This is a genomic window from Pseudomonas sp. 9.1(2019), assembly GCF_009910445.1.
Classification (GTDB): Bacteria; Pseudomonadota; Gammaproteobacteria; order Pseudomonadales; family Pseudomonadaceae; genus Aquipseudomonas; species Aquipseudomonas paraversuta.
Window position 1 is genome coordinate 63,757 of sequence record NZ_VBWF01000010.1, and the last position, 25,862, is coordinate 89,618.

24 protein-coding genes and 1 riboswitch are annotated in these 25,862 nt (G+C 59.2%); of the genes, 10 read left to right on the top strand and 14 right to left on the bottom strand.

Annotated elements, in window-relative coordinates:
* The first annotated feature begins 124 nt into the window (after nucleotides 1-124).
* The 7 genes from FEZ21_RS13870 (at nucleotide 125) to FEZ21_RS13900 (ending at nucleotide 7,127) form a co-directional block, all read left to right on the top strand.
* Nucleotides 125-1,336, top strand: coding sequence for a thiolase family protein (locus FEZ21_RS13870; RefSeq protein WP_010656624.1), 1,212 nt, complete (start codon nucleotides 125-127; stop codon nucleotides 1,334-1,336).
* 5 nt (nucleotides 1,337-1,341) lie between these two features.
* Nucleotides 1,342-2,280, top strand: a complete 939-nt coding sequence (locus FEZ21_RS13875; protein ID WP_160627484.1) for an OB-fold domain-containing protein — start codon at nucleotides 1,342-1,344, stop codon at nucleotides 2,278-2,280.
* A gap of 264 nt (nucleotides 2,281-2,544) precedes the next feature.
* Nucleotides 2,545-3,435: a VOC family protein gene (locus FEZ21_RS13880; protein ID WP_010656623.1), complete on the top strand. Its 891-nt coding sequence runs from the start codon at nucleotides 2,545-2,547 to the stop codon at nucleotides 3,433-3,435.
* Between the two features lie 22 nt (nucleotides 3,436-3,457).
* Nucleotides 3,458-4,333 carry a CoA transferase subunit A gene (locus FEZ21_RS13885; protein WP_003445131.1) on the top strand — a complete coding sequence of 292 codons (876 nt, stop codon included), beginning with the start codon at nucleotides 3,458-3,460 and terminating at the stop codon, nucleotides 4,331-4,333.
* Between the two features lie 11 nt (nucleotides 4,334-4,344).
* Nucleotides 4,345-5,142 (top strand): CoA-transferase subunit beta, encoded by a 798-nt coding sequence (locus tag FEZ21_RS13890; RefSeq protein WP_160627486.1) that lies wholly within the window; start codon nucleotides 4,345-4,347, stop codon nucleotides 5,140-5,142.
* Nucleotides 5,143-5,157: 15 nt separating this feature from the next.
* Complete coding sequence (locus FEZ21_RS13895; protein WP_160627488.1) at nucleotides 5,158-6,063, top strand: enoyl-CoA hydratase; 906 nt, start codon at nucleotides 5,158-5,160, stop codon at nucleotides 6,061-6,063.
* On the top strand, nucleotides 6,060-7,127 hold the full coding sequence (locus FEZ21_RS13900; protein ID WP_003445134.1) for a nitronate monooxygenase family protein: 1,068 nt from the start codon (nucleotides 6,060-6,062) through the stop codon (nucleotides 7,125-7,127). The genes FEZ21_RS13895 and FEZ21_RS13900 overlap by 4 nt, the downstream gene beginning before the upstream one ends.
* Before the next feature lie 75 nt (nucleotides 7,128-7,202).
* Here FEZ21_RS13900 and FEZ21_RS13905 read toward each other — a convergent pair whose 3' ends face one another.
* From FEZ21_RS13905 to FEZ21_RS13925, 5 genes are all read right to left on the bottom strand, one after another.
* A complete protein-coding gene (locus tag FEZ21_RS13905) occupies nucleotides 7,203-8,309 on the bottom strand; it encodes a Gfo/Idh/MocA family protein (RefSeq protein WP_003445135.1) in 1,107 nt (368 codons plus the stop codon).
* Between the two features lie 191 nt (nucleotides 8,310-8,500).
* Nucleotides 8,501-9,268, bottom strand: coding sequence for an SDR family oxidoreductase (locus tag FEZ21_RS13910; RefSeq protein ID WP_010656621.1), 768 nt, complete (start codon nucleotides 9,266-9,268; stop codon nucleotides 8,501-8,503).
* A 24-nt stretch (nucleotides 9,269-9,292) separates the two neighbouring features.
* On the bottom strand, nucleotides 9,293-10,360 hold the full coding sequence (locus FEZ21_RS13915; protein ID WP_160627490.1) for a phosphotransferase family protein: 1,068 nt from the start codon (nucleotides 10,358-10,360) through the stop codon (nucleotides 9,293-9,295).
* A gap of 198 nt (nucleotides 10,361-10,558) precedes the next feature.
* Entirely contained in the window at nucleotides 10,559-10,873 is a 315-nt protein-coding gene (locus FEZ21_RS13920) for an SCP2 sterol-binding domain-containing protein (protein WP_003445138.1), read from the bottom strand.
* A gap of 55 nt (nucleotides 10,874-10,928) precedes the next feature.
* On the bottom strand, nucleotides 10,929-11,639 hold the full coding sequence (locus tag FEZ21_RS13925; protein ID WP_160627492.1) for a histidine phosphatase family protein: 711 nt from the start codon (nucleotides 11,637-11,639) through the stop codon (nucleotides 10,929-10,931).
* A 207-nt stretch (nucleotides 11,640-11,846) separates the two neighbouring features.
* Between FEZ21_RS13925 and sohB the strand changes: the two genes are divergently transcribed.
* Nucleotides 11,847-12,869 (top strand): protease SohB, encoded by a 1,023-nt coding sequence (gene sohB / locus FEZ21_RS13930; RefSeq protein WP_160627494.1) that lies wholly within the window; start codon nucleotides 11,847-11,849, stop codon nucleotides 12,867-12,869.
* A gap of 92 nt (nucleotides 12,870-12,961) precedes the next feature.
* Here sohB and FEZ21_RS13935 read toward each other — a convergent pair whose 3' ends face one another.
* The 4 genes from FEZ21_RS13935 to metH all read right to left on the bottom strand — a co-directional run bounded on the left by FEZ21_RS13935 (nucleotide 12,962) and on the right by metH (nucleotide 19,492).
* Nucleotides 12,962-13,456, bottom strand: coding sequence for a DUF934 domain-containing protein (locus FEZ21_RS13935; RefSeq protein WP_003445144.1), 495 nt, complete (start codon nucleotides 13,454-13,456; stop codon nucleotides 12,962-12,964).
* On the bottom strand, nucleotides 13,440-15,098 hold the full coding sequence (locus FEZ21_RS13940) for a nitrite/sulfite reductase (protein ID WP_003445145.1): 1,659 nt from the start codon (nucleotides 15,096-15,098) through the stop codon (nucleotides 13,440-13,442). Before FEZ21_RS13940 ends, FEZ21_RS13935 begins: the two co-directional genes overlap by 17 nt.
* A gap of 355 nt (nucleotides 15,099-15,453) precedes the next feature.
* Nucleotides 15,454-15,672 carry a DUF2970 domain-containing protein gene (locus FEZ21_RS13945; RefSeq protein ID WP_160627496.1) on the bottom strand — a complete coding sequence of 73 codons (219 nt, stop codon included), beginning with the start codon at nucleotides 15,670-15,672 and terminating at the stop codon, nucleotides 15,454-15,456.
* Nucleotides 15,673-15,781: 109 nt separating this feature from the next.
* Nucleotides 15,782-19,492 (bottom strand): methionine synthase, encoded by a 3,711-nt coding sequence (gene metH, locus FEZ21_RS13950; RefSeq protein WP_060781776.1) that lies wholly within the window; start codon nucleotides 19,490-19,492, stop codon nucleotides 15,782-15,784.
* Nucleotides 19,493-19,645: 153 nt separating this feature from the next.
* On the opposite strand from metH, the gene FEZ21_RS13955 reads away from it, so the two are divergent.
* Together FEZ21_RS13955 and nfuA are read left to right on the top strand one after the other, a co-directional pair.
* Nucleotides 19,646-21,943, top strand: coding sequence for a fatty acid cis/trans isomerase (locus FEZ21_RS13955; RefSeq protein WP_003445152.1), 2,298 nt, complete (start codon nucleotides 19,646-19,648; stop codon nucleotides 21,941-21,943).
* Nucleotides 21,944-22,054: 111 nt separating this feature from the next.
* On the top strand, nucleotides 22,055-22,639 hold the full coding sequence (nfuA, locus tag FEZ21_RS13960; RefSeq protein ID WP_003445154.1) for a Fe-S biogenesis protein NfuA: 585 nt from the start codon (nucleotides 22,055-22,057) through the stop codon (nucleotides 22,637-22,639).
* Between the two features lie 96 nt (nucleotides 22,640-22,735).
* Here the strand turns inward: nfuA and cobM are convergent, their stop codons facing one another.
* The 5 genes from cobM to FEZ21_RS13985 form a co-directional block, all read right to left on the bottom strand.
* Entirely contained in the window at nucleotides 22,736-23,482 is a 747-nt protein-coding gene (gene cobM, locus FEZ21_RS13965) for a precorrin-4 C(11)-methyltransferase (RefSeq protein WP_003445156.1), read from the bottom strand.
* A 76-nt stretch (nucleotides 23,483-23,558) separates the two neighbouring features.
* Complete coding sequence (locus tag FEZ21_RS13970; RefSeq protein ID WP_127195610.1) at nucleotides 23,559-23,972, bottom strand: cobalamin biosynthesis protein; 414 nt, start codon at nucleotides 23,970-23,972, stop codon at nucleotides 23,559-23,561.
* Nucleotides 23,969-24,670 (bottom strand): CbtA family protein, encoded by a 702-nt coding sequence (locus FEZ21_RS13975; RefSeq protein ID WP_003445160.1) that lies wholly within the window; start codon nucleotides 24,668-24,670, stop codon nucleotides 23,969-23,971. The genes FEZ21_RS13970 and FEZ21_RS13975 overlap by 4 nt, the downstream gene beginning before the upstream one ends.
* Before the next feature lie 11 nt (nucleotides 24,671-24,681).
* Nucleotides 24,682-24,870 (bottom strand): CbtB domain-containing protein, encoded by a 189-nt coding sequence (locus FEZ21_RS13980; protein WP_003445163.1) that lies wholly within the window; start codon nucleotides 24,868-24,870, stop codon nucleotides 24,682-24,684.
* Between the two features lie 95 nt (nucleotides 24,871-24,965).
* Nucleotides 24,966-25,181, bottom strand: a riboswitch (cobalamin riboswitch).
* 66 nt (nucleotides 25,182-25,247) lie between these two features.
* Nucleotides 25,248-25,610: a response regulator gene (locus FEZ21_RS13985; protein ID WP_003445165.1), complete on the bottom strand. Its 363-nt coding sequence runs from the start codon at nucleotides 25,608-25,610 to the stop codon at nucleotides 25,248-25,250.
* Nucleotides 25,611-25,862: the final 252 nt, after the last annotated feature.

Here is a 25,862-nt window from a genome sequence, read left to right on the forward strand (position 1 = left end):
CTGTGGGAGCGGGCTTGCCCGCGATTGGATCGCTGCAGCATGTATGGCAGGGCGCAGGGTCTGCATCGCTGGCAAGCCGGCTCCCCCAACGGGGCAAATGTGAACCGATAAAAGAGAGAAACCTATGGGTCTTAAAGGTCACGCGGCCATTGTCGGCAGCGCTCAGTACAAACCGGAAAAATACGCAACGGCGCCGCGCATGTTCCATCTGGAGCAGGTTGCAGATCTGGCCGCGCAAGCTTTGCGCGATGCCGGTTTGCAAGCCTCGGACCTGGACGGGCTGGTAATCAACGGCCCGCAATTTCATGAAGCTTCGGTGTTCGTGCCTGCCATGGCCGCCGAATACCTGGGCTTGCGCCTGAACTTTGCCGAAGTGGTCGACCTTGGCGGCTGTACCTCGGTGGGCATGGTCTGGCGCGCGGCGGCAGCCATCGAGCTGGGTCTGTGCCAGGCGGTGCTCTGCGTATTGCCTGCACGCATGGCGCCGCTGGGGCCGGACGAAGACCCGAGCTGGATGGCCCGGGCCATGCGCTTCGGCGGCCACAGCACCGCCTTCGGGGCACCCGAAGCCGAATTCGATTTGCCCTACGGCCACATGGGCCAGAACACCGGCTACGCCATGATTGCCCAGCGTTACGCTGCGCAATACGGCTATGACCCGCGGGCACTGGCGAAAATCGCTGTGGATCAGCGCACTAACGCGCAGTACAACCCCCAAGCGATGTTTTACGGCCAGCCGTTGACCATCGAGCAAGTGCTGGCGAGCAAAAAAGTTGCCGATCCGTTGCATGTACTGGAGATCGTGATGCCGGTGGCCGGCGGTGCAGCGCTGATTATTGCTTCGAAGGAAGTGGCTGCCCGTGCCCGCAAGCGGCCGTCGTATATCACCGGTTTCGGTGAGCATCTGGCGTTCAAGTCGCCGTCCTATGCCGCCGACATGGTGCAAACCCCGATTGGTCCTGCTTCGCGCCGGGCGTTCGACATGGCCGGGCTCAAGCCCGGGGATGTGGATGCTGCACAAATCTACGATTGCTACACCATTACTGCCTTGCTGACCCTGGAAGACGCAGGCTTCTGCGCCAAGGGTGAAGGCATGAGTTTTGTCCGTGAACACGACCTGACCTGGCGTGGCGATTTCCCGATGAACACCCATGGCGGCCAGCTCAGCTTTGGCCAGGCCGGTTCCGCCGGCGGCATGTCGCAGGTGATCGAGGCAGTAACCCAGATCGCCGGCGAGGCGGGCGAGCGTCAGCTTGCGCAGTGCGACACGGTGTATGTGTCAGGCACCGGTGGGGTGATGAGTGAGCAGGGCGCATTGATACTTCAGGGAGCATGAATCCGATGTCGAACAACAAACCAATGCCGGTCCCGACCGAGATTTCTGCACCGTTCTGGGAAGGCCTGAAGGCCGAGCGCCTGCTGATCCAGCAGTGCAATCAATGCAGTCACTGGGTGTTTTACCCGCGTCGGCATTGCCCCGGCTGCCTGGCCCACGAGCTTGCCTGGCGTGAAGTCAGCGGCGGGGCGAGCTTGTACAGCTTCACTGTGACCCGGATTGCCACCATGCCGGATTTTGCCGATGAAATGCCGCAGATGCTGGCGGTGATCGAGCTGGATCAAGGGGTACGGATCAACAGCAATCTGGTGGGCCTGGACGAGTCCGAGGTCAAGGTCGGGATGCGCCTGCAGCCGGTGTTTGCCGAGGTGGACGCAAAGGGTACGCGGCTGTTGCGTTTTACCGGGATGGACAAGGACCCGCAGGCTTTGAAGAGCTTGCCGGCAGCAGTGCAGCAGCCGGCGGTTACAGCGCCCCGGGTACGCCAGATTGCACTGGATGACGAGGCCGCGTTGCAGTCGCTGGTCAGCGACACGTTCAGCCCCTGGAGCAACCGGATTGTGGTTGATCAGGGCCTGATCGACGCTTTTGCCGCGTTGTCGGGGGATGATTACTGGATTCACACCGATCCGGAACGGGCCCGTAAACAAAGCCCCTTTGGCGGCACCATTGCCCATGGTGCGCTGGTGCAGATCCTGCAGTCGCGCATGCAGTTGAACCTGGATTACGAGATCACCGGTTTCAGCAATATGGTCAATTACGGTTCGGACCGTTTGCGCTTTCCGGCGCCGGTACCGGCCGGTTCGACCATCCATTCGCGGGCCCGGGTAAAGCGTGTGGAACGGGTTAAAAGCGGTACCCAGCTGACCCTGGAGCTCAACATCCACGTGCTGGGCAGCGAGCGGCCTTCAGTGATCAATGAGCTGGTGATTCTCTATATGTAATCCTCGCGTTACCTGTGACCTGTGACCTGTCATCTGTAGGAGCGAGCTTGCCTCGCGAGCTTTTCTATCGCTAAAAGCTCGCGAGGCAAGCTCGCTCCTACAGAAGCTCGCTCCTACAGAAGCTCGCTCCTACAGTTATGAGGTATGAAGCGTTGAGGTTATTCAGTGTCCTCAATGGCTTTAGTCTCAACGGACGATGAGCCCGGCAACCTTCCTTCCCATACTGCCCCAAGCCAATAAATACAGGCATTGAGGAGCAGGCACATGATCGACATTCGTGGTTTGAGCTACTTCGTTGCAGAGTCCACCGACCCGGTGCAGTGGCAGCGTTATGCCGAAGATGTACTCGGGATGATGGTCACTGCGGCACCCGCCGGCGGGTTGTATGTGAAGATGGACCAACGCCCGTTCCGGATGTTGATCGTGCCTGGCGGTGAGTCACGCTATCTGGCATCGGGCTGGGAGCTGGCCAGTGAGAAGGCGTTCAATGCCGCCATCGAAACCCTGGATCAGGCCGATGTCAGCTGGCGCCCGGGTACTCCCGAGCAGTGCGATCAGCGCGGTGTACAGGCGTTGCTGCACGTCACCGATCCTTCGGGCAACCGCCATGAACTGAGCTGGGGCCATCGCTCCGATTGCCAGCCCTTTGTTTCGCCGCAAGGTGTTCCGGGGTTCGTCACCGGTGAGATGGGCCTGGGGCACACCGTTCTGCCCGCTCCCAACTTCGATGCCACCCTGGCCTTTGCCAAGGATGTACTGGGCTTCGAGTTGTCGGACATATTCAATTTCCGGCCCGACCCGTCGGCCGCACCGATCCGCATTCACTTCCTGCATTGCAAAAACAGCCGTCACCACAGCCTGGCCCTGGCCGAGTACCCGGTGCCGTCCGGCTGCGTGCATGTGATGGTCGAGGTCGAAACGATGACCGAAGTGGGCCGCGCCCATGACCGGCGCCTGGCGCATAACGTGCCGTTGTCGGCCACTTTGGGCCAGCACCTGAACGACCAGATGACCTCTTTCTATATGAAAACCCCTTCGGGCTTTGACCTGGAGTACGGCTATGGCGGCTTGCTGGTGGATTGGCAAGACCACAGCGCTTTTGAATTCACCCGGGTCAGCCTGTGGGGCCACGATTTTTCAGTCGGCCAGCAGTAACAGACCGGTAAAGGAGTAACCCATGAACAAGCAAATGACAGCGGCAGACGTGGTCGGCCAATTGCGTGACGGCATGACCATAGGTTTTGGCGGCTGGGGGCCACGGCGCAAGCCGATGGCGATCGTGCGCGAGATCCTGCGCTCGGAGGTCAAGGACCTGACCGTGGTGGCGTATGGCGGCCCTGAAGTCGGCATGCTTTGCGCGGCCGGCAAGGTCAAGAAACTGGTGTTCGGTTTTGCCACCCTCGATGCGATCCCGCTGGAAGCCTACTTTCGCAAGGCGCGGGAGGCCGGTGAGCTGGAATTGATGGAGCTGGATGAGGGCATGTTGCAATGGGGCCTGCGCGCCGCCGGTATGCGGTTGCCTTTTTTGCCGACCCGCTGCGGCCTGGCAACCGATGTCAGCCGTCTGAACCCGGACATCAAGCAGGTGCAGTCGCCCTATGACGACGGTGAAGTGTTGCTGGCGATGCCTGCGCTGAACCTGGATATGGCCTTTTTGCATGTCAACGTCGCTGACCGCCTGGGTAACACCCTGATCACCGGTCCCGATCCGTATTTTGATCATCTGTTCGCCCGTGCCGCCAAGCAGTGCTTTGTGTCCTGCGAACGGATCGAAGAGCGCCTGAGCCTGGATGCCGCCCAGGCCCGCTTCAATACCTTTGAGCGCTATCTGGTCAGTGGCGTGGTGCACGCCCCCTTTGGTGCACACCCGACCTCGTGCCCGTCCGATTACGGCTGGGACATGAGCCATCTCAAGCGTTATAGCGCCAGTGCCGGCGAAGCCGACGGCTGGCAAGGCTATGTAGCAGAGTTTGTGACACCGGGCGAATCAGCCTACCAGGCCAGCAATGGCGGTGCCGACCGGCTGGGCGCTTTGCCGCTGCCAGTGTTTTGAGGAGTATGGACATGACTGCGACTTGCGAATTTACCCTGGCCGAACTGTTGATCGTGGCTGCTTGCGAAGCCTGGCGCGATAACGGCGAAGTGATTGCTTCCGGCCTGGGGGTGATCCCGCGCCTGGGCGCGAGCCTGGCCAAACTGAGCCACAGCCCGGAACTGTTGATGACCGACAGCGAGGCCTTTCTGGTGGAAGAGCCGATCCCTTTGGGGCCGCGCGGTGACTATGAGCCGCGTTACTCGGGTTACCTGTCGTTTGAACGGGTGTTTGAGTGCGTGTGGGGCGGCCGTCGTCACGCGATGATCGGCCCGACCCAGATCGACCGCTGGGGCCAGACCAATCTGTCGTGCATTGGCGACTATCACAAGCCCAAGGTGGCAATGCTGGGGGTGCGCGGTTTGCCGGGCAACAGCATCAACCATATCAACTCGTTCTTTGTGCCGAGCCATAACACCCGGGCATTTGTGTCCGGTGAAGTGGACATGGTTTCAGGTGTCGGGTTCAAGTCAGAGCGTTGGGAAGAAGGCATGCGCCGCGACCTGATGGACATCCGCCTGATCGTCACCGATCTGTGTGTGATGGACTTCGGCGGCCCGGACCGCGCGGTTCAGGTGCGCTCGCTGCACCCGGGTGTGAGCTTTGAACAGGTGCAGGACAATACCGGCTTCCCGCTGCTCAAGGCAGCCGATATCAAGCAGACCGTGGCGCCTACTGCGCAGCAATTGGAGCTGATCCGTCGTCTGGACCCGCATGACTATCGCGCAGCCGCGCTGAAGGGCAATCCACCCGGCATTCGCCAGGCCTGAAGGCAAGGAATCCAGATGAACAGCGACAGCGAATTTGTGCAGCGGGCTGATACCGCTGTGTATGAAACCGAAGAATCGGTGCTGTACGGGGTGGCGGACGGGATTGCCACCCTGACCCTGAATCGGCCGACAGTCAACAACGCGCAAAACTCGCAGATGACCTATGCCCTGGACGATGCGTTTCGTCGGGCGGTGAATGATGACCTGGTGAAAGTCATAGTGTTGCGCGCTAATGGCAAGCATTTCTCGGCCGGGCATGACATTGGCACCCCCGGGCGCGACATCAACAAGTCGTTTGAGCGTGCGCACCTGTGGTGGGATCACACCAACAAGCCTGGCGGCGAATATCTGTACGCCCGGGAGCAGGAGGTGTATCTGGGCATGTGCCGGCGCTGGCGCGAGCTGCCCAAGCCGACCATCGCGATGGTGCAGGGCGCGTGCATTGCCGGCGGGCTGATGCTGGCCTGGGTGTGTGACTTGATCGTGGCCAGTGATGATGCGTTTTTCCAGGACCCGGTGGTGCGCATGGGCATTCCGGGGGTGGAGTACTTTGCCCACCCTTACGAATTGAACCCGCGCATTGCCAAGGAATTTCTGTTTACCGGCGACCGTATGAGTGCCGAGCGCGCCTATCAGATGGGCATGGTCAATCGCCTGTTCAGTCGCGAAGAACTGGAGGCAGGCACTTATGCGCTGGCAGCGGCCATTGCCAAACAGCCGCGCATGGGGCTGGCGCTGACCAAGCAGGCGATCAATCACGTTGAAGATTTGCAGGGTAAGCGCACAGCCATGGACGCGGTGTTTGCCTGGCATCACTTCGCCCATAGTCATAACGAACTGCTGTCGGGCGACAAGCTCGGTGGTTATGACGCCAAGGCCATGATTCAGGCAAACAAGACGGCTGCGGGAGAGCGTGGATGAGTGGCTATCTGCAAACGGCGCTGACCGATGCATTGGGCTGTCGTTACCCCATAGTGCAGACCGCGATGGGCTGGGTGGCGGATGCCAATCTGGTGATTGCCAGCACCCGGGCCGGGGCGTTCGGATTTCTCGCCGGGGCGACCATCGCCGCGGACCAGCTTGAAGCTGAAATCCAGCGGGTGATCGAGGCCACCGGCGGCAGTAATTTCGGCCTCAACTTTCATATGTTCCAGGAGAACGCTGCGCAGTGCGTGGACCTGGCGATCGAGTACCGCTTGCGTGCCGTCAGTTATGGTCGCGGGCCGGATCGCCAGACCATCGAGCGCTTCAAGCGGGCCGGGGTGCTGTGTATACCCACGGTGGGCGCACTCAAGCATGCGCTCAAGGCGGTGGAGCTGGGCGCTGACATGGTCACGGTACAGGGTGGTGAAGGCGGCGGGCATACCGGCGGGGTGCCGAGCACCATTTTGCTGCCCCAGGTGCTGGATGCGGTACAGGTCCCGGTGATTGCCGCCGGTGGCTATTCCACCGGTCGCGGTCTGGCCGGGGCATTGGCCAGCGGGGCGGCCGGGATTGCCATGGGCACGCGGTTTTTGATGACCCGGGAATCGCCCACCCCTTTGGCGACCCTGGAACGCTATGTGAAAGTCAAAGATCCGCAGCAGATTCGCGTGACCCTGGCGGTGGACGGGATGCGCCACCGGATGATCGAAAATGCCTTTATCAATCGTCTGGAAAAGGCCGGTGCCTTTGGCCGCTTGCGCATTGCCCTGGGCAGTGCCTGGCAGTGGAAGCAACAGACCGGCATGAGCCTGGGGCATATGTTCAGTGTGTTCGCCCAGTCGGTGAAGGAAGACCCGGGTGCCTTGTCGCAAACCGTAATGGCGGCCAACCAGCCGGTGCTGCTGCAGCGCTCCATGGTTGACGGCATTCCGGATGAAGGGATTTTGCCCAGCGGGCAAGTTGCAGCAGCGATCAGCGAGCTGAAAAGTTGCGAGGAGCTGATTCAGGAGATGGTGCTCGAGGCAGAGCGGTGTTTGGGCCGATTGCATAGAACTGTGTAGGAGGGAGCTTGTCTCGCGAGCTGTTGGCGGTTGAAAGAGCTCGCGAGCAAGCTCGCTCCTACAGGTATAGGGGGGTCAGAGGGTTATCCAGCGCTGTTGTTCGGCGGCTTCGCGAATGGCCGCAGCCAGACGTTCTACCTGCCAGGCTTCTTCGAAGTCGGGGCCCGGCGCAGGGTTGCCGGCGCAGGCCTGGATCAGCCCGTGTACCTCCAGGGTTTTCAGTTCGTTGTACCCCAGCTGATGCCCGCCCGCAGGGCTGAACGCGGCGTAGCCGGGTAGTTCCGGGCCCGCCAGCAGGCGTTCGAAGCCGGCCTGGCCGGCTTTGCACAGGTGCAGTTCATTCAGCCGCTCCTGATCGAATTTAAGGGTGCCGCCGGTACCGCTGATCTCGAAGCTGAGGTGGTTTTTATAACCGTGCTTGAGCCAGCTGCTGCTCAGGGTGCCCCGGGCGCCATTGCTGAAACGCACGAGGGCGTGGGTCTGGTCGTCGATCAGGATGTCGCGCAGCTCGCTGCTGTTGCGGCTGGCCGGGCGTTGCGGGTGAACGGTCTGGCTGTCGGCGCACACGGCTTGGACATCCCCCACCAGATAGCGCGCCATGGCCAGCAGATGGCTGCCCAGATCGGCCAGGGCACCGCCGGCATGCCCGGGTTCGCAGCGCCATGACCAGGGCAGCGCCGGATCGGCCATGAAGTCTTCGCTGAACTCGCCCTGGAAACTGATGATGCGTCCCAGGTCACCACGCTCAATCATCTGTTTGGCCAACACCAGCATCGGGTTGTGTTGATAGTTGTAACCCACCCGCGTGACCACGCCGGCGACCCTGGCGGCGAGATGCATTTGCTCGGCCTGTTGCAGGCTGACGGCCAGGGGTTTTTCGCAATACACCGCTTTACCCGCTGCGATGGCGGCCATGGCCATGGGGAAGTGCAAGTGGTTGGGGGTGGTAATAGCGACCACATCCACTGCCGGGTCGCTGATCAGCTGTTGCCAGTCGCCATGGGCGCGGGCAAAGCCCCAGGCGTTTGCACAGTGCTGCGCGCGCTCGGCGTCGGCATCAGCCAGTGCTGCAAGGTGCAAGTGCACCGGCAGTTCAAACGCAGAACTGACATTACGAAACGCCAGCGCATGGGCCCGGCCCATGAATCCGGTGCCGATCAAACCAATACCAAGTGCACGCATAGCCTGGATCCTTTGAATTGTTATTTTCAGGGAGGGCTATTAATGGAATAAATATTCCGAAATATCAACTATTGGAATTAACTTATTGGCATGTGAGCCAGGTTCTGTAGGAGCGAGCTTGTCTCGCGAGCTTTTAAAACCGCCAACAGCTCGCGAGACAAGCTCGCTCCTACAGGGGGGGCTTGGGCGGGTTATGAGAGGTATCCGCCGTCGACGTTTAACGAAACGCCAGTGGTGTAGGTCGAGGCGTCGCTGGCCAAATACAGCACTGCACCGGCCATTTCTTCGGGCCGGGCCACGCGTTTCAACGGGATCTGTTGCAGTGCGGTCTTGAGGATGGCGTCGTTGCTGACCAGCGCCGATGCAAATTTGGTGTCGGTCAGGCCCGGGAGCAGGGCGTTGCAGCGTATCCCGTACTCGGCACACTCCTTGGCAAATACCTTGGTCATGTTGATCACCGCGGCCTTGGTCATCGAGTAGACCCCCTGGAACACGCCGGGCGATACGCCGTTGATCGAAGCCACGTTGATGATGCTGCCGCCGCCGTGGTCGCGCATCAGTTTGCCGGCTTCTACCGACATGAAGAAGTAACCGCGAATGTTCACGTCCACGGTTTTCTGGAACGCACTCAGGTCCGTGTCCAGGACGTTGCAGAACTGCGGGTTGGTCGCCGCGTTGTTGACCAGGATATCGATGTGGCCAAATTCTTCGCGAATGCGGGCAAAAGTCCGGGTGATCTGCTCCATTTCGCCGATATGACAGGCGATGGCAGTGGCCTTGCCGCCTTCGGCGATGATCCCGTCAACCACCGGCTGGCAGCCTTCAAGCCTGCGGCTGGACACAATTACATGGGCGCCCTGTTGGGCCAGCAGCCTGGCGATGGCTTCACCAATGCCGCGACTGGCACCGGAAACAAAGGCAATTTTTCCATCAAGGTTGAACAGTTGAGTCCTGGACATGTTGATTCCCTGGTTGTCGCGGGTTTAGAGGCTGGATGTGCGAATGAGCTTGAGGCTCATCTGCTCGAGCAGCGCATTCATCTGCACAAAGGATGCGAAGCGCTTGTCCTGCGTCTGGCCGTGGTAATAGCGGTAATAGATCTGCTGGACAATACCCGCCAGACGGAACAGTCCGTAGGCGTAGTAAAAATCGTAATTGTCTATCTGAATGCCCGAACGCTCGGCGTAGTAATCGACGAATTGGCGGCGGGTCAACATGCCCGGGGCGTTGCTGGGCTGGCGCCGCATCAGTTGTACCGGTGCCGGGTCGTTGGCTTCAATCCAGTAGGCCAGGGTGTTGCCCAGATCCATCAGGGGGTCACCTAGGGTGGTCAGTTCCCAGTCCAGGACGCCGATGATTTGCATCGGGTTGGAGGGGGCGAGGATCACATTGTCGAAGCGGTAGTCGTTATGCACGATGGCCGGGGTCGGGTGGTCAGCCGGCATTTTGTTCTGCAGCCACAGTTTTACTGCTTCCCAGCGCGGGGCATCCGGGGTCAGGGCCTTTTCGTAACGTTCACTCCAGCCGCTGATCTGGCGTTGCACATAGCCTTGGGGCTTGCCCAGGTCGCCCAGCCCGCAGGCGTTGTAGTCGACCTGATGCAATTGCACCAGCTTGTCGATAAAGCTGTGGCACAGGGTTTGTGTGGTGGCGGCAGTCAGCCCCAGTTCATCGGGTATGTCCGAGCGCAGGATGATGCCCTTGACCCGCTCCATCACGTAGAACTCCGAGCCGATCAGGCTTTGGTCGGTGCAGTGGGCATAGGCTTTGGGGCAGTAAGCAAAGGCGTCCTTGAGCTGATTGAGAATGCGGAACTCGCGGCCCATGTCGTGGGCTGATTTGGCTTTGTGGCCAAAGGGCGGGCGGCGCAGTACCAGCTCCCGGTCGGGGTATTCAATCAAATAGGTGAGGTTGGACGCGCCGCCCGGGAACTGGCTGACCACAGGGTGCCCCGCAAGCCCGGGGACATGAGCCTTGAGGTAAGGATCGATGCGGCTGATGTCGAGTTCTTCACCCGCGCGGATGCGGGTCGACGAGTCGGTAAGCGCCATGTTTATCTCTTCTGCTTATATTTGTGGCTGGGCAACATTCGCTAATCTAATGGGCGCCCGGGCCCGGGACAAGGCGGGGATGGCCTTAATAGGTGCGGGTGTTAGTGAGCGATCAGCGTGATGGATAAGCGTTGAGTGAAGCACAGGCGAAAAAAAACCGAAGCGCGTGGTCTTCGGTTTTTCGGTGTTGCGTGTGGCTTACGAAGGGAACAGTTCGCTCAGCTTCATGGCCAGCATCATGTCGCCTTCAGCGCGCAGTTTGCCGCCCATGAACGCCTGCATGCCATCGGTTTCGCCGCTGACGATGCCTTCCAGGGTTTCGCCGTCCATGACCAGCGTTACCTGTGCATCCGGGTTCTCGCCTTCCTGGAGTTCGCAAGTGCTGTCTTTAATGATCAGCGAGAAGTTTTTGGTGTCATCAATGCGAAAACCGAATACCAGGTCCAGACCGGCAGCAGCGGCTGGGTTGAATTTGGCTTTCATTGCTTGAACGGCATCAGCTACAGAAGTCATGGTTCGATCCTTTTAGGTTGGGTTACTGCGACCCTCAGGTCGCGGTTGCCGACGCTCAACGATAGGTGATGAGTGACGGCGTCTTCAACAGTTGCAGATGCACCTGGCTGTTGAAGGAAGCCAGAATGACCTCGCGGCCATGGAACTTGAGCTGGCTGAGCGAGGTGTTAGCAATTTGCCAGGTCAGCTTGAAGGCGTCGCTGGCCGGAATCTGGGTCAGTATGTGCAGCAAGGCAGTGATGGTGCCGCCGGAGGTGAACACGGCGATGGTCTGGTCGTTGCGGGCCAGGTCGAGAATCCGGTTCAGGCCTGCCTGAACCCGTTCAACGAAGCCCAGCCAGGTTTCCAGCCCGGGAGTGTCGTAGGTACCGCTGAGCCAGCGCGCGATGATCAGTTCAAAGATACGCTGGAACTCTGCCGGGTTGTGGGCGGCATTGTTCATGGCTGTTATGGCGTCAGGTTCGTCTGGCAACAGGCCAGGAAGCAGGGCACCGAGCACGGCGAAAGCATCAAATTCGTTGAAGGCAGAGTCAATGTCATGGGCGGGAACGGGCAACCCGGCAGCCGTGAACTGTGCCAGTGCATGGCGAGCGGTGTCTTGCTGGCGCAGCAGGTCGCCGGAGATGCAGCGATCAAAGCGCAGATCCAGATCAACCAGATGCTGGCCCACGATCTCTGCCTGGCGCACACCCAAGGACGACAGCATGTCGTAGTCGTCGGCGCCAAACGAGGCCTGGCCATGTCTTATCAAGTAGATGCTGCCCACTTTCGCGTCATCCCGCTCGGTTGAAAGTCTGGCGAGGTTAGGAGGAAGGCAGGAACCTGTCAATGAAAAAACATACGCTCGTTTGAATCGCCTGTATGGGCCTGCCGACAAGGCTGTATCGCGGCTGGCAGGGCGAGGGTCACGCCGGTATGCTGGGGGCATTACGCGGCCCTGACCCGAGGGTCGCATGCTAATTAAGGAGAGTCTGTGGAATTTTTTGCCGATTACGCCAGTTTTCTGGCCAAGACCGTGACCCTGGTGATTGCCATTGTGGTAGTGCTGGTGGTGATTGCGGCATTGCGCGGCAAAGGTCGCCGCCGCTCTGCAGGGCAGTTGCAGGTCAACAAGATGAACGAGTTTTATAAAGGACTGCGGGACACGCTGGAGCAGTCGTTGTTGCCCAAGGATCAGCTCAAGTCGCTGCGTAAACAGCAGGCCAAAATCGACAAGAAGTTGAAAAAGCAGCCTGAAGAAAAACCTCGGGTGTTCGTGCTGGATTTCGACGGCGATATCAAGGCATCGGCCACTGAAAGCCTGCGTCACGAAATCACTGCTCTGCTGGCCCTGGCTACCCCTGCCGATGAGGTGGTACTGCGTCTGGAAAGTGGTGGCGGCATGGTTCACAGCTACGGCCTGGCGTCGTCGCAACTGGCGCGTATTCGTCAGGCGGGGATTCCGCTGACCATCTGTATCGACAAGGTCGCGGCAAGCGGCGGCTATATGATGGCGTGTATCGGTCAGAAAATTATCAGCGCGCCCTTTGCGATTTTGGGTTCGATCGGGGTTGTGGCGCAGTTGCCCAACGTCAATCGCCTGCTGAAAAAGCACGACATCGATTACGAAGTGCTGACCGCCGGCGAGTACAAACGCACTCTGACCGTGTTTGGCGAAAACACTGAAAAGGGCCGGGAGAAGTTCCAGCAGGATCTGGACATCACCCATCAGCTGTTCAAGAACTTTGTCGCCAAGTACCGCCCGCAGCTGGCGATCGATGAAGTGGCCACCGGTGAAGTCTGGCTGGGGGTTGCTGCAGTCGACAAGCTGCTGGTGGATGAACTTAAAACCAGCGACGAGTATTTGTCGGAGCGTGCCAGGGACGCTCATCTTTACCACTTGCACTATGCACAGCGTAAAAGCTTGCAGGAGCGCGTTGGCCTGGCGGCCAGCAGTTCGGCAGAGCGGGTGGTTGACTCTCTGTGGAGCCGTTTGACGCAGCAGCGTTTCTGGTAAAGCTGCTGTCTTTGGGCACTCTTTGAGCCACGCAAGGGCTCAGGAGTGGCCCGTGTCACAGGCATGCCATGTGACACGGGTTCCTCAGATGATTAACGACGTCGGAACAGCGGCATCGGTTCATCTGTAGAAGACTGATAGGTGACTGAAAAATCTTTCAGGCCCTGCAGTGCTTCATAGGGGTCTTTGTCGGCACGGATGGCAAATGCATCGAAGCCACAGCGGTGCAGGTAAAACAGCTGGTCGCGCAGAACATCGCCAATCGCGCGCAATTCGCCTTTGTAACCATAACGGTCACGCAGCAAGCGGGCGTTGGAATAGCTGCGACCATCGGTGAAAGCGGGGAAGTTCAGGGCAATGACCTGGAAATTCGCCGCGTCATCGCCCAGTTCCTCGGCTTCCTCATCGCTGTCCAGCCACACACCCAGGCCGCCATCACGGGCCTTGAGTGCCGGGCCATGTTCGCGCCACAGCGCCAGCGGCACGATCAGGTCGTCGCAGTTGGAGATGTCATCAAAGCTGACGTCCTTTGGCAGCAAGTGCCAGGTTTCGTCGATCACTTCGTTGTTTTTAATTATTCGCTGCATAGACGCGCTCCTTGAAAGGGTCGATGCCGATACGTTGGTAGGTGTCGATGAAGCGCTCATCTTCGGTACGTCTTTCAACGTACACATCGATCAGCTTTTCGATCACGTCCGGCATGGCGTCCTGGGCGAACGAGGGGCCGAGAATCTTGCCCAGGCTGGCATCGCGGCTGGCGCTGCCACCCAGGGATACCTGGTAGAACTCGGCGCCTTTTTTGTCGACGCCCAGAATCCCGATGTGACCGACGTGGTGGTGACCACAGGCGTTCATGCAACCGGAGATGTTGAGGTCAAGCTCGCCGATGTCGAACAGGTAATCCAGGTTGTCAAAGCGACGCTGGATCGATTCGGCAATCGGGATCGACTTGGCGTTGGCCAGGGAGCAGAAGTCGCCGCCCGGGCAGCAGATCATGTCGGTCAGCAAGCCAATGTTAGGGGTGGCGAAGCCTTGTTCACGCAGCTCGCCCCACATGGCGAACAACTGGTTTTCTTCGACGTCGGCCAGGATGATGTTCTGTTCGTGGGAAGTACGCAGTTGACCGAAGCTGTAGCGATCAGCCATGTCGGCGATGCCATCCCACTGCTTGTCCGTCACGTCGCCCGGCGCTACGCCTGTAGGCTTGAGCGACAGGGTAACGGCGACATAGCCCGGCTTCTTGTGGGCCAGGGTGTTGCGGGTACGCCAGCGGGCGAAACCCGGGTGCTGCTGGTCGAGTTCAGCCAGTTCGGCGCTGAAGTCGGGCAGTACTTTGTAGTCAGGGTCGACGAAGTGCCTGGCGATGCGCTGGACTTCAGCCTCGGTCAGGGTATTGGAACCACCGCGCAGGTGAACCATCTCGGCTTCAACGCGTTCGGCGAACACTTCCGGGGTCAGGGCTTTGACCAGGATCTTGATCCGGGCCTTGTACTTGTTGTCACGACGGCCGTAGCGGTTGTAAACCCGCAGGATGGCTTCGAGGTAGCTCAGCAAGTCTTGCCACGGCAGGAATTCATTGATGAAGGCGCCGATCACCGGAGTACGGCCCAGACCGCCGCCCACCAGCACGCGGAAGCCCAGTTCACCGGCGTCGTTGAACACCGGCTCGAGGCCGATATCGTGGACTTCAATGGCGGCACGGTCAGAGGCCGAACCATTGATGGCGATTTTGAATTTGCGCGGCAGGTAAGCGAATTCCGGGTGGAACGTGGTCCATTGACGAACGATCTCGCACCAAGGGCGCGAATCGATCAGTTCATCGGCAGCCACACCGGCAAACTGGTCGGTGGTGACGTTGCGCAGGCAGTTGCCGCTGGTTTGAATGGCGTGCATTTGCACTGTCGCCAGTTCTTGCAGAATGTCCGGCACGTCTTCCAGCGCCGGCCAGTTGAATTGCACGTTCTGGCGGGTACTGATGTGGGCATAGCCCTTGTCATAGTCGCGGGCAATCTTGGCCATCATTCGGGCTTGACGCGAAGTCAGCTGGCCATAGGGCACGGCGACCCGCAACATCGGGGCAAAACGCTGGACATAAAGGCCATTTTGCAGGCGCAGGGGGCGGAACTCTTCTTCGCTCAGCTCACCTGCCAGATAGCGTCGGGTCTGATCCCGGAACTGCTTGACGCGGTCCTCGATGATCCGCTGATCGTACTCGTCATATACGTACATATAGGTCCTGTTCTCAGGCTGCTAACAGCTTATCTGCGCGCACGGCCGCGCACTCCCCAAGGAGCAAGGCACGATACCAGCTTGTAGTTATGCGCAAAAGTGATGTTTAAGCATATGCAAAGAACCAAAACGACTATAAGAGTCTGATTCTCAATGCCTTACTTGTGGGAAGGGCATTACTGAACTTAACTGAGCCCAAGTCTTCAAGCATTCACCCATAAAACCGAAAAAAGGCGATGCGATGAGTACTCCAGTCAAAGTGCGTAAAAGCGACAGCAAGGTCGATGCATGGGCCATTTTCTTTCTTGTCATCCTGGTGGTCTCAACGGCCGTCTTCTGGGTGAGTCACCAGTAATCAAACCCCGGCCAGATACAGCACCAGATTGACGATGCCGAACAGGGTGAGCGCAAAACACAGGGTAAACAACAGGCCCAGGATCAGAAACTGAGCGGGTTTGCCGTGGGTGAAATCGCGAGAGCGGTTTTTTGCGCTTTGCACGCCAAAGGCTGCAGCCAATACGCTGTGCAACACTTGCCATAAGGTAGGCGGCTTGTTGTTGGCTGGATCGTCCATATATCCCCCACTATTGAGTTGCTGTGAACACAGCATAGTTCAAGGGATGCATACCACTTGACTGCAGGAGCGAGCTTTAACGGCTCGCTCCTGTAGAGGCAGAGGTTGTTTAGTTGTCGTAGCCCAGGTTCGGCGCCAGCCAGCGCTCCGTCACGCTCAGGTCCTGACCTTTACGCGCCGTGTAGCTTTCAATCTGGTCCTTGTCGACCTTGCCCACGGCAAAGTACTGCGCCTGCGGGTGAGCAAAGTACCAGCCGCTGACCGCCGCCGCCGGGAACATGGCGTAGTGCTCGGTCAGGAATACACCGCTCTGGCCTGCGCGCATCTCTTGTGCTTCAGGGTCCAGCAGGGCAAACAGGGTGCCTTTTTCTGTGTGATCAGGGCAGGCCGGATAGCCCGGGGCAGGGCGGATACCGCTGTACTGCTCCTTGATCAGTTCGTCATTGGCCAGTTGTTCGTCCTTGGCATACCCCCAGTATTTGGTCCGTACCTGCTGGTGCAGCCATTCGGCGCAGGCTTCGGCCAGACGGTCAGCCAGGGCCTTGACCATGATCGAGTTGTAATCGTCGCCCGCATCCTGATAGGCCTTGGCCACTTCTTCGGCACCAATACCGGCGGTGGTGATGAAGCCCCCCACGTAATCGGTGACGCCGCTGTCTTTGGGCGCGACAAAGTCGGCCAGCGAGAAGTTCGGCTTGCCGTCGGTCTTGATGATTTGCTGGCGCAGGTGATGCAGTTTTGCCAATGGCTGGCCATCGTCGCCGTAGAGCTCCAGATCATCATCGTTGACCTGGTTGGCCGGCCAGAAACCAAACACCGCACGGGCGCTGATCAGCTTTTCATCGATCAGCTTGGCCAGCATTTCCTGAGCGTCGGCATACAGCGCGGTGGCCGCTTCGCCGACCACTTCATCGGTCAGGATGCGCGGGAACTTGCCTGCCAGATCCCAGGAAATAAAGAACGGCGTCCAGTCGATGTATTCGGCCAGCACTTTGAGGTCGATGTTGTCCAGCACCTTGGCCCCGGTAAACGTCGGCTTGACCGGCTGGTAGTCGCTCCAGTCGAACTGTGGCTTCTTGGCAATTGCAGCGGGGTAGCTCAGGCGCTCGGTACGGGCGCTGCGGTTCGCGGTGCGTTCACGCACTTCAATGTATTCGAGGCGGGTTTTCTCAACGAAACCGGGCTTCAGTTCCTTGGACAGCAACTGTGTCGCGACACCTACGGCGCGGGAGGCGTCGGTGACGTAAATCACCGCATCATTCTGATACTTGGGCTCGATCTTGACCGCCGTGTGAGCCTTGGAGGTGGTCGCGCCGCCAATCATCAGCGGCAGATGGAAGTCCTGGCGCTGCATCTCACGGGCCACGTGGACCATTTCATCCAGCGACGGTGTAATCAGGCCCGACAGGCCGATGATGTCGCATTTCTGCTCCTTGGCTACCTGCAGGATTTTCTCTGCCGGCACCATCACCCCGAGGTCAACGATGTCGTAGCCATTACAGCCCAGGACCACGCCGACGATATTCTTGCCGATGTCGTGCACGTCGCCTTTAACCGTGGCCATCAGGATCTTGCCCTTGGCTTCCGGTTTGTCGCCCTTTTCCAGTTCAATAAAGGGAATCAGGTGCGCCACCGCCTGTTTCATCACGCGGGCGGATTTCACCACCTGGGGCAGGAACATTTTGCCGGCGCCAAACAGATCACCAACGATATTCATGCCGGACATCAGCGGCCCTTCGATGACTTCGATCGGACGCTTGAACGACTGGCGCGATTCCTCGGTGTCTTCGACGATATGGGTGGTGATGCCCTTGACCAGCGCGTGCTCAAGACGCTTGTTGACTTCCCAGCCACGCCACTCTTCGGTTTCGGCCTCTTTGACGCTGCCGTCGCCCTTGTACTTGTCGGCAATGGCCAGCAGGTTGTCGGTGCCGTCCGGGGTGCGGTTGAGCACCACGTCTTCCACGGCGTCGCGCAATTCAGCCGGGATCTGGTCGTAGATCTCCAGCTGTCCGGCGTTGACGATACCCATGGTCAGGCCGTTGCGGATCGCATACAGCAAAAACACCGAGTGGATGGCTTCACGCACCGGGTTGTTGCCGCGGAACGAGAAGGACACGTTGGACACACCGCCGGAAGTCAGTGCATACGGCAGCTCGTCGCGGATGTAGGCACAGGCGTTGATAAAGTCCACAGCGTAGTTGTTGTGTTCTTCGATACCGGTGGCCACGGCAAAGATGTTCGGGTCGAAAATGATGTCTTGTGGCGGGAAGCCGACTTCATTGACCAGGATGTCGTAGGAGCGTTTGCAGATTTCTTTTTTGCGCGCTTCGGTGTCGGCCTGGCCGGCTTCGTCAAACGCCATCACCACCACGGCGGCGCCGTAGCGTTTGCACAGTTTGGCGTGATGGATGAACTGCTCCACGCCTTCTTTCATGCTGATGGAGTTGACGATGCCCTTGCCCTGAATGCACTTGAGGCCCGCTTCGATGACTTCCCACTTGGAGGAGTCGATCATGATCGGCACCCGGGAGATGTCCGGTTCACCGGCAATCAGGTTGAGGAAGGTCACCATCGCCTTCTTCGAGTCCAGCATCCCCTCGTCCATGTTGATGTCGATGATTTGCGCACCGGCTTCAACCTGCTGCAGCGCCACTTCCAGGGCTTCGGTGTAATTGTCTTCACGGATCAGTCGGGCGAAGCGCGCAGAGCCGGTGATGTTGGTACGTTCGCCGACGTTGACGAACAGCGAGCTGCGATCGATGGTGAAGGGCTCAAGACCCGAGAGGCGGCAGGCTTTGGGAATGTCCGGAATCTGGCGCGGGGCGTAACCGGCCACGGCTTTGGCGATGGCTTCGATATGGCCCGGGGTGGTGCCGCAGCAGCCACCGACAATGTTCAGGAAGCCGCTCTGGGCAAACTCTTCAATGACCTTGGCGGTTTCGGCCGGCAGTTCGTCGTATTCACCGAACTCGTTGGGCAGGCCTGCGTTGGGGTGAGCGGAAACATAGGTGTCGGCCTTGTTCGACAGCTCTTCGAGATACGGGCGCAACTCGCGGGCACCCAGGGCGCAGTTCAAACCGACCGAAATCGGCTTGGCATGGCTGATGGAGTTCCAGAATGCCTCGGTGGTCTGGCCGGACAGGGTACGCCCGGAAGCATCGGTGATGGTGCCGGAAATCATGATCGGCAGTTCGACACCCAGCTCTTCAAACACGCCCTGTACGGCAAAGATCGCGGCTTTGGCGTTGAGGGTGTCGAAAATGGTCTCGATCAGGATCAGGTCGGCACCGCCTTCGATCAGGCCTTTGGTGGCCTCGGTGTAGTTTTCCACCAGTTCATCGAAGGTCACGTTGCGATAGCCGGGGTTGTTCACGTCTGGCGACAGGGAGCAGGTACGGCTGGTAGGGCCGAGCACGCCCGCGACAAAACGTGGTTTGTCCGGGGTTTCCAGGGTTTTGGCGTCGGCCACTTTGCGCGCCAGGCGTGCGCCTTCTACGTTCAGCTCGTAGGCCAGGGCCTGCATGCCGTAGTCGGCCTGGGATACCTGGGTGGCGTTGAAGGTGTTGGTTTCGAGAATATCGGCACCGGCATCCAGATACGCCTTCTCAATGGCCCCGATCACATCGGGGCGGCTGAGGATCAAAAGGTCGTTGTTGCCTTTGACATCACTCGGCCAGTCGGCGAAGCGTGTGCCACGATAGTCGTGTTCCTCTAGGCGGTAGCTTTGGATCATAGTGCCCATGCCGCCATCGAGAATCAGAATGCGCTCTTTGAGGGCTTGCTGAAGTGCTTGGAGACGAGCGCTGCGGTCAGACATAGGACTACCTGTAAGAGCCATGCAAAAGATGCGAAATCATAACAAACCTGCGTGGGATTTGAGCGTTCGCTAATTTACATGAATTTGATTCATGTTGGTGCGGGTGTTCCATGGGTAGAATTGCGACATCTATTGATATCAGGACAATGGCACATGTTTTTTCGCCTACTCGCCGGCGCCGTGACGCTGGTGGTCTGCAGTACAGCGCTGGGACAAACCCCGCTGGTAAGTCCGGCTATTTCCTATACCCGGGACATACAGCCGATCCTCACTGAGAAATGCGTTGCCTGTCACGCCTGCAACGATGCCGCCTGCCAGCTGAACCTTGGCAGCGCCGAAGGCTCGACCCGCGGAGCAAGCAAAGTCCCGGTGTACCAGGGCGACAGAACCACCGCCGTAGCCCCGACCCGGATCTTCTACGATGCCAGTGGCCCTATTGAATGGCGCAACAAGGGCTTTTACTCGGTTCTCGATGCCCAGGGCGCGCAAGCAGCATTAATGGCGCGGATGCTGGAACTGGGCCACAGCGCACCGCTGACCCCCAATGCCAAGTTGCCTGAAGAGATTGTGCTGGGCCTGAACCGTCAAAACGCCTGCCCGGCCCCGGGGGAGTTCAATGCCTATGCGCAAAAGCACCCCAAGGAAGGGATGCCGTTGGCCGTGACCGGGCTTACCGATCAGCAATATCAAACCGTGCAAACCTGGCTGGCCCAGGGCGCGCCGGTGGATCAAAACGCAATCCGGCCGAGCGTCGAGGAAGCGCAACAGATCGCCGAATGGGAAGAGTTGCTCAATCGCCCGGGTTCAACCGAAGCCCTGGTCGCGCGCTGGTTGTATGAGCATTTGTTTTTGGCCCACGCCTATTTCGATAACGGTGTGCCGGGGCATTACTTTCAATGGGTGCGCTCGCGTACGCCCAGCGGCGTGCCGGTTGACCTGATTGCCACACGCCGGCCGAATGACGATCCGGGCACCGAGTTTTTCTATCGCTTGATGCCGGTCCAGGGCGTGATCGTGCACAAGACCCACATCACCTACCCGATGGGCGCGCACAAGCTGGCACGGGTCAAACAGCTGTTCTACAGCGGTGACTGGCACGCCACATCATTGCCGGGTTACGGGCCGCGCGGCCGGGCCAATCCGTTTGAAACCTTCGAGGCCATACCGGCAGTTGCGCGTTACCAGTTCATGCTCGATAACTCGGAATATTTCGTGCGCACCTTTATCCGCGGCCCGGTGTGCCGTGGGCAAATTGCCACGGACGTGATTCGCGACAACTTCTGGACCGTGTTCCAGGAGCCTGCCCACGATCGCTATGTCACCGATGCCGCTTATCGGGGCAAGGCCACGCCGTTGCTGGCGATGCCGGGGCAAATCGATGATGTGGGCAGTGTGATTTCGCTGTGGCACAACTATCGCGACAAGCGCAACGACTATGAGAAGTTGCGCCAACAAGCCTATGCCGAAATGACGCCGCCCAGCTGGTCGACCCTGTGGGCGGGCAACGACAACGCGTTGCTGACCATTTTTCGGCACTTTGACAGCGCCAGCGTGAGCAAGGGCCTGATCGGTGACGTGCCGCAAACCCTGTGGTTGTTCGACTACCCGTTGCTGGAGCGCACCTACTACCAGCTGGCAGTCAACTTCGATGTGTTCGGCAATGTCTCCCATCAGGCGCAGACGCGTTTGTACTTCGACCTCATCCGCAATGGTGCCGAGGTCAACTTCCTGCGTCTGATGCCGGCCGATTCCCGGGCGGGCATCTTGAGTGACTGGTACCAGAACAGCGGCAAGCTGAAGATGTGGCTCGACTATCAAAAAATCGATGCCGACACCCCGACGGGCATCAAGCTGGACCCGGTCGACCCCAAGCGCGATTTCGCGCTCAAATTGATCGAGCGCACAGGCACCCTCAATGCGCGGCCAGACCCGATCAACCGCTGCACCGGGGCGTACTGCTCACGGCCCGGCATCGCCCGGGAGTTCCAGTACGCAGAGCAATCCCTGAGCAGTTTGACCTCACGTCCTGCAGCGGGGCTGGCGGTGATCAACCAGTTGCCCGAAGCCACCATGCTGCGTATCGAGGGCGCCGACGGCAAGCGCGAAATGTACAGCATGCTGCGCAACCGCGCGCACACCAACGTGGCGTTCATGCTCGGTGAGGAATACCGGCTGCAACCGGGCCTGGACACCCTGACCATTTACCCCGGGGTACTCAGCAGCTATCCGAACTTTATGTTCAACATCCCGGCGGATGAGGTGCCAGCCTTTGTCAAGGCGATGGAGCAATGCAAGGATCAGTCGACCTTCGACACCATTGTCGAGCGCTGGGGGATACGTCGCAGCAATCCGCAGTTCTGGCATTACTTCCACGATATTGGCCAGTACATCAATGAAACCGACCCGGTAGAGGCGGGCGTGCTGGATATGAACCGTTACGAGAACCTGTAGTCGTACCGATTATTTTGAACTGGACGGGGCTGCTTTCCTGACAAAAATACTAGGACTTTGTCAGGCGCGCCGATTGGCGTAAACTGCCCCACATGTCTGCGAGGAGATTCCATGAGCGCCATAACGATTACCGACGCCGCCCACGATTACCTGGCTGATCTGCTATCCAAGCAGAACACCCCGGGTATCGGCATCCGCGTCTTCATCACCCAGCCCGGCACCCAGTACGCTGAAACCTGCATTGCCTACTGCAAGCCCAATGAAGTGAAACCCGAAGATACCGCACTGGGCCTGAAAACCTTCACGGCCTGGATTGACTCGGTCAGCGAACCGTTTCTTGACGATGCCGTGGTGGACTACGCCACCGATCGCATGGGCGGCCAGCTGACCATCAAGGCGCCAAACGCCAAGGTGCCAACAGTTAACGCCGATAGCCCGATCAACGAGCGTATCAACTACTACCTGCAGACCGAGATCAATCCCGGTCTGGCCAGCCACGGCGGTCAGGTCAGCCTGATTGAAGTGGTTGAAGACGGTATTGCGGTCCTCAAGTTCGGTGGCGGTTGCCAGGGCTGCGGCCAGGCTGACGTCACCCTGCGTGAAGGCATCGAGCGCACGCTGCTGGAGCGAGTGCCCGAGCTCAAAGGCGTACGTGATGTGACCGACCACTCGCAGAAAGAAAACGCCTACTACTGAGTCATCGGTAACAGGGTGTACGCTGCGTAGCTGATGAAAAAACGGTGCCCCGTGAGCACCGTTTTTTTATGTCCGGAATCTGTGGCAGCCAGATACTTATGGACGATACAGATGCGCATGCCCGGCACGGTACAGCGATGAATCGGAAAAACTGTCACTGGCCAGTACCCGGCCCACCAGAATCAGTGCCGTACGCTTGAAGCCCTTGGCCCGGACCTTGTCCAGAATGTCATCCAGGGTGCCTTGCACCCAGTCCTGGTCCGGCCAGCTGGCCCGGTGAATGACTGCAACAGGGCAGTCACTGCCGTAATGGGGGCGTAGCTCCTCGATGATTCGCTCAAGGTTCTTGACCCCCAGATGAATCGCCATGGTCGCCTTGTGTTGCGCCAGGCTCTCCAGCTCTTCGCCTGCAGGCATCCGGGTCTTGTCCGCGTAACGGGTCAGGATCACGGTTTGCGAGATGTCCGGCAGGGTCAGTTCTGCGCCTAAAATGGCAGCGCAGGCGGCTGTGGCGGTCACCCCCGGAATGATTTCAAATGCAATGCCCAGCTCGCGCAAACAGCGGATTTGCTCGCCAATGGCGCCATACAGGCTCGGATCACCCGAGTGCACGCGGGCCACATCCTGGCCTTTGGCATCGGCGGTCTTGATCAGGCTGATAATTTGCTCAAGGTGCAGCTCTGCACTGTTGATCACTTGCTCAGCCTGATGGCCTTCAAGGACTGCCTCCGGCACCAGTGAACCGGCGTAAATAATCACCGGGCAGCTGCGGATCAAGCGCTGGCCCTTGACGGTAATCAACTCTGGATCGCCGGGCCCGGCACCGATGAAATAAACAGTCATGGCAGTCTCTTGAAAGGGGCTGGATAGAGCTGTTCGTGAACAACGCTCATAGTGAAGCAGGGGATTATCGCGGGTTTTACCCGGCACAGGCCAATGCAAAGGTGGCCACAGACGAGTTCTGGCGGGTAATCAGCAGTCTGGCCGGCGCGCCACCCAGCTGTTCGGCCAGGGCCAGTGCAGCACTTTCGGCCACGCCAAAGCAGCCGGTAAGGGCAAACGCCCGGGCTGACCGCTGACTCAATTGCGGCGCAAACGGGGCCAGTTGCTGCGCGCTTAGAACCTCATACGCAAGATTCAACTGCGCCGCCAACCGGATGAGTCCCGCCTCATCACGCTTGAGATCAATACTGGCCAGGGCGTGAACCGCCTGCAGAGCGATTCCCGCCTGGCTCAGGGATTGTTCAATCAGGGCCAGCAGGTCATCGACACTGCAACCCTGACGGCAGCCCAGGCCAATCACCAGGATTGGCGCGGTGCCGGCAGCAATCATGCCGAGTACTGAGCTTCAGGCTTGCGGCGGAACAACCAGGCGCTGATCACGCCCAATGCCAGCCAGAAGGCGAAGTTGGTCAGTTGCGAAGCGATCTTGAACTGCGCTTCCAGCTCTTGCGGAGCCAGGCTGGAATGCACCAGGGGCTGGGGCGCACCAAAAATATGCGGTACCAGCACAATCGCAACCCCCAGCACTTTCAGGGCCCAGTGCTTGCCAAACACTAACAGCGCGATGGCCACTGCAGTGGATGCGGCAGTGGTGACCCACCAGAGCTGGCGTTGCAGCAAATCGGCGGCGGCAGTGCCCGGCAACTCGGGCGGCAGGCCAAGGGTTGGCGCCAGGCAGAACACCGCATAGCCGGCCAGCCCCCACAGCAGGCCCTGGGAGGTGCGGGTCGGTGCGCGCAGGGTATACAGGCCCGCCAGCATCAGGGCAAAACCGACCGCCACCACAAGATTACCGCCGGTGGTCGACAGCACCCGCTGCCAACCGTCTTCAGGCTCCCAGGCTTCGTCGTCGTGGCTATGGCCGGCCATGCTGCCTGCGTCGTGCTCGTGCACTTCACTGGCGGCGGGTTTTTCGTAGGTTTCCGCCTGCAGAATCAGCGGGGCGACCCAAAAGCTTTGCAGCAGGGTGAGCAGCAAAGCGCCCAGCAAGCCGGTGAAGCCTGCGGTCTGAGCTATACGCTTAATCATGGCAGGCAACCTCAATGGCACGGAAAGGCTGAGCTATGACGGGTGTCATGGGCTGCATTGTGTACGGCTGCAATATGCGAGAAACCGGCGAAGTAGACGAGCAAAGCCCCCAGCACCGCAGCGCCGACGGCAGCAACGATACGTTGGCTTCGTGTGGCGCTGGTGGCAGCGGAGTGAGTACGGCTGGTGCTGATGGACATGGCGCTTCCCTCTGGTCAGACAGCGGGCACAAGAGCGCAAGAAAACCCCGCGAACGAAGCTCGCAGGGTTTAACAGCGCCCGCCCACCGCGGGTTTGTTATTGGTAATGACCAGGCCGGTCTCCGGGCTTGCGAGGGGCTCACGTGGTGTGGGCCTGCAAACATCTCCTTCCCATGCAGGGTGCACAGTGGTTGTGATGTTTCTCTCGCTTACCGTTGCGGGGGCAGCACCGGACTGGTCGGACAATTAACGCCTGACGCACCGGTTTCCCGTTTCACCCTGTGAAGGGCACCTGATACAAGATGTGTAGGAGAGCACAGCTACGCGGGAGCCGTCAAATCAGCTGCCCATGCAATGGATTGCCTGCAGAGTCAACTTCAGACGGCGAGGATGCTTTTGACCTTGTTGCGCAGTTGGTCGATGGAAAAGGGTTTGCCGATCACAAACATGCCGGCTGGTACATCGATGTTCTCGGCATAGCCGCTGGCAAACAGCACAGGTAACTGTGGTCGCAGCTCGCGGGCTTTATTGGCAAGGGTCTTGCCATCCATCCCCGGCATCCCCACATCGCTCATCAGCAAATCGATCCTGTTGCCCCGGTCTTCGAGCAGTTCCATGGCGCTCTCGCCATCCTCGGCTTCGAGCACGTTGAATTTCAACTCTTCCAGTACGTCAACGATCAACATACGAACAATGGCGTCGTCTTCGACCACCAGAATGGTAGAGGGTGTTGCAGACATAATGGTTATCCCGAATGAAATTGAGCGCGGGTGGGGGCAAACCTGAATTTGCTTGCTCTATCAGTAAGCTGGAACCCCAACCTAGTTCCGCCGTTGTACAAAAAAAATGCCTGTACAAGTTTTGTTAGGATAGCTGTTGCAAGCAGCTAAATCCTTTTTCACTGTAGGAATTGGCTACCACTTCATAAGAAAAATAGAATTTTTACTCGAGAATCCGTCAAACTCTCAATTTTGACCACCGTACACGGGACT

Bases quoted from the DNA above. Each gene is read 5' to 3' on its own strand.
- FEZ21_RS13870 (WP_010656624.1), top strand. From the start codon at position 125: ATGGGTCTTAAAGGTCACGCGGCCATTGTCGGCAGCGCTCAGTACAAA.
- FEZ21_RS13875 (WP_160627484.1), top strand. From the start codon at position 1,342: ATGTCGAACAACAAACCAATGCCGGTCCCGACCGAGATTTCTGCACCG.
- FEZ21_RS13880 (WP_010656623.1), top strand. From the start codon at position 2,545: ATGATCGACATTCGTGGTTTGAGCTACTTCGTTGCAGAGTCCACCGAC.
- FEZ21_RS13885 (WP_003445131.1), top strand. From the start codon at position 3,458: ATGAACAAGCAAATGACAGCGGCAGACGTGGTCGGCCAATTGCGTGAC.
- FEZ21_RS13890 (WP_160627486.1), top strand. From the start codon at position 4,345: ATGACTGCGACTTGCGAATTTACCCTGGCCGAACTGTTGATCGTGGCT.
- FEZ21_RS13895 (WP_160627488.1), top strand. From the start codon at position 5,158: ATGAACAGCGACAGCGAATTTGTGCAGCGGGCTGATACCGCTGTGTAT.
- FEZ21_RS13900 (WP_003445134.1), top strand. From the start codon at position 6,060: ATGAGTGGCTATCTGCAAACGGCGCTGACCGATGCATTGGGCTGTCGT.
- FEZ21_RS13905 (WP_003445135.1), bottom strand. From the start codon at position 8,309: ATGCGTGCACTTGGTATTGGTTTGATCGGCACCGGATTCATGGGCCGG.
- FEZ21_RS13910 (WP_010656621.1), bottom strand. From the start codon at position 9,268: ATGTCCAGGACTCAACTGTTCAACCTTGATGGAAAAATTGCCTTTGTT.
- FEZ21_RS13915 (WP_160627490.1), bottom strand. From the start codon at position 10,360: ATGGCGCTTACCGACTCGTCGACCCGCATCCGCGCGGGTGAAGAACTC.
- FEZ21_RS13920 (WP_003445138.1), bottom strand. From the start codon at position 10,873: ATGACTTCTGTAGCTGATGCCGTTCAAGCAATGAAAGCCAAATTCAAC.
- FEZ21_RS13935 (WP_003445144.1), bottom strand. From the start codon at position 13,456: ATGCAGCGAATAATTAAAAACAACGAAGTGATCGACGAAACCTGGCAC.
- FEZ21_RS13940 (WP_003445145.1), bottom strand. From the start codon at position 15,098: ATGTACGTATATGACGAGTACGATCAGCGGATCATCGAGGACCGCGTC.
- FEZ21_RS13945 (WP_160627496.1), bottom strand. From the start codon at position 15,672: ATGGACGATCCAGCCAACAACAAGCCGCCTACCTTATGGCAAGTGTTG.
- metH (WP_060781776.1), bottom strand. From the start codon at position 19,492: ATGTCTGACCGCAGCGCTCGTCTCCAAGCACTTCAGCAAGCCCTCAAA.
- FEZ21_RS13955 (WP_003445152.1), top strand. From the start codon at position 19,646: ATGTTTTTTCGCCTACTCGCCGGCGCCGTGACGCTGGTGGTCTGCAGT.
- nfuA (WP_003445154.1), top strand. From the start codon at position 22,055: ATGAGCGCCATAACGATTACCGACGCCGCCCACGATTACCTGGCTGAT.
- cobM (WP_003445156.1), bottom strand. From the start codon at position 23,482: ATGACTGTTTATTTCATCGGTGCCGGGCCCGGCGATCCAGAGTTGATT.
- FEZ21_RS13970 (WP_127195610.1), bottom strand. From the start codon at position 23,972: ATGATTGCTGCCGGCACCGCGCCAATCCTGGTGATTGGCCTGGGCTGC.
- FEZ21_RS13975 (WP_003445160.1), bottom strand. From the start codon at position 24,670: ATGATTAAGCGTATAGCTCAGACCGCAGGCTTCACCGGCTTGCTGGGC.
- FEZ21_RS13980 (WP_003445163.1), bottom strand. From the start codon at position 24,870: ATGTCCATCAGCACCAGCCGTACTCACTCCGCTGCCACCAGCGCCACA.
- FEZ21_RS13985 (WP_003445165.1), bottom strand. From the start codon at position 25,610: ATGTCTGCAACACCCTCTACCATTCTGGTGGTCGAAGACGACGCCATT.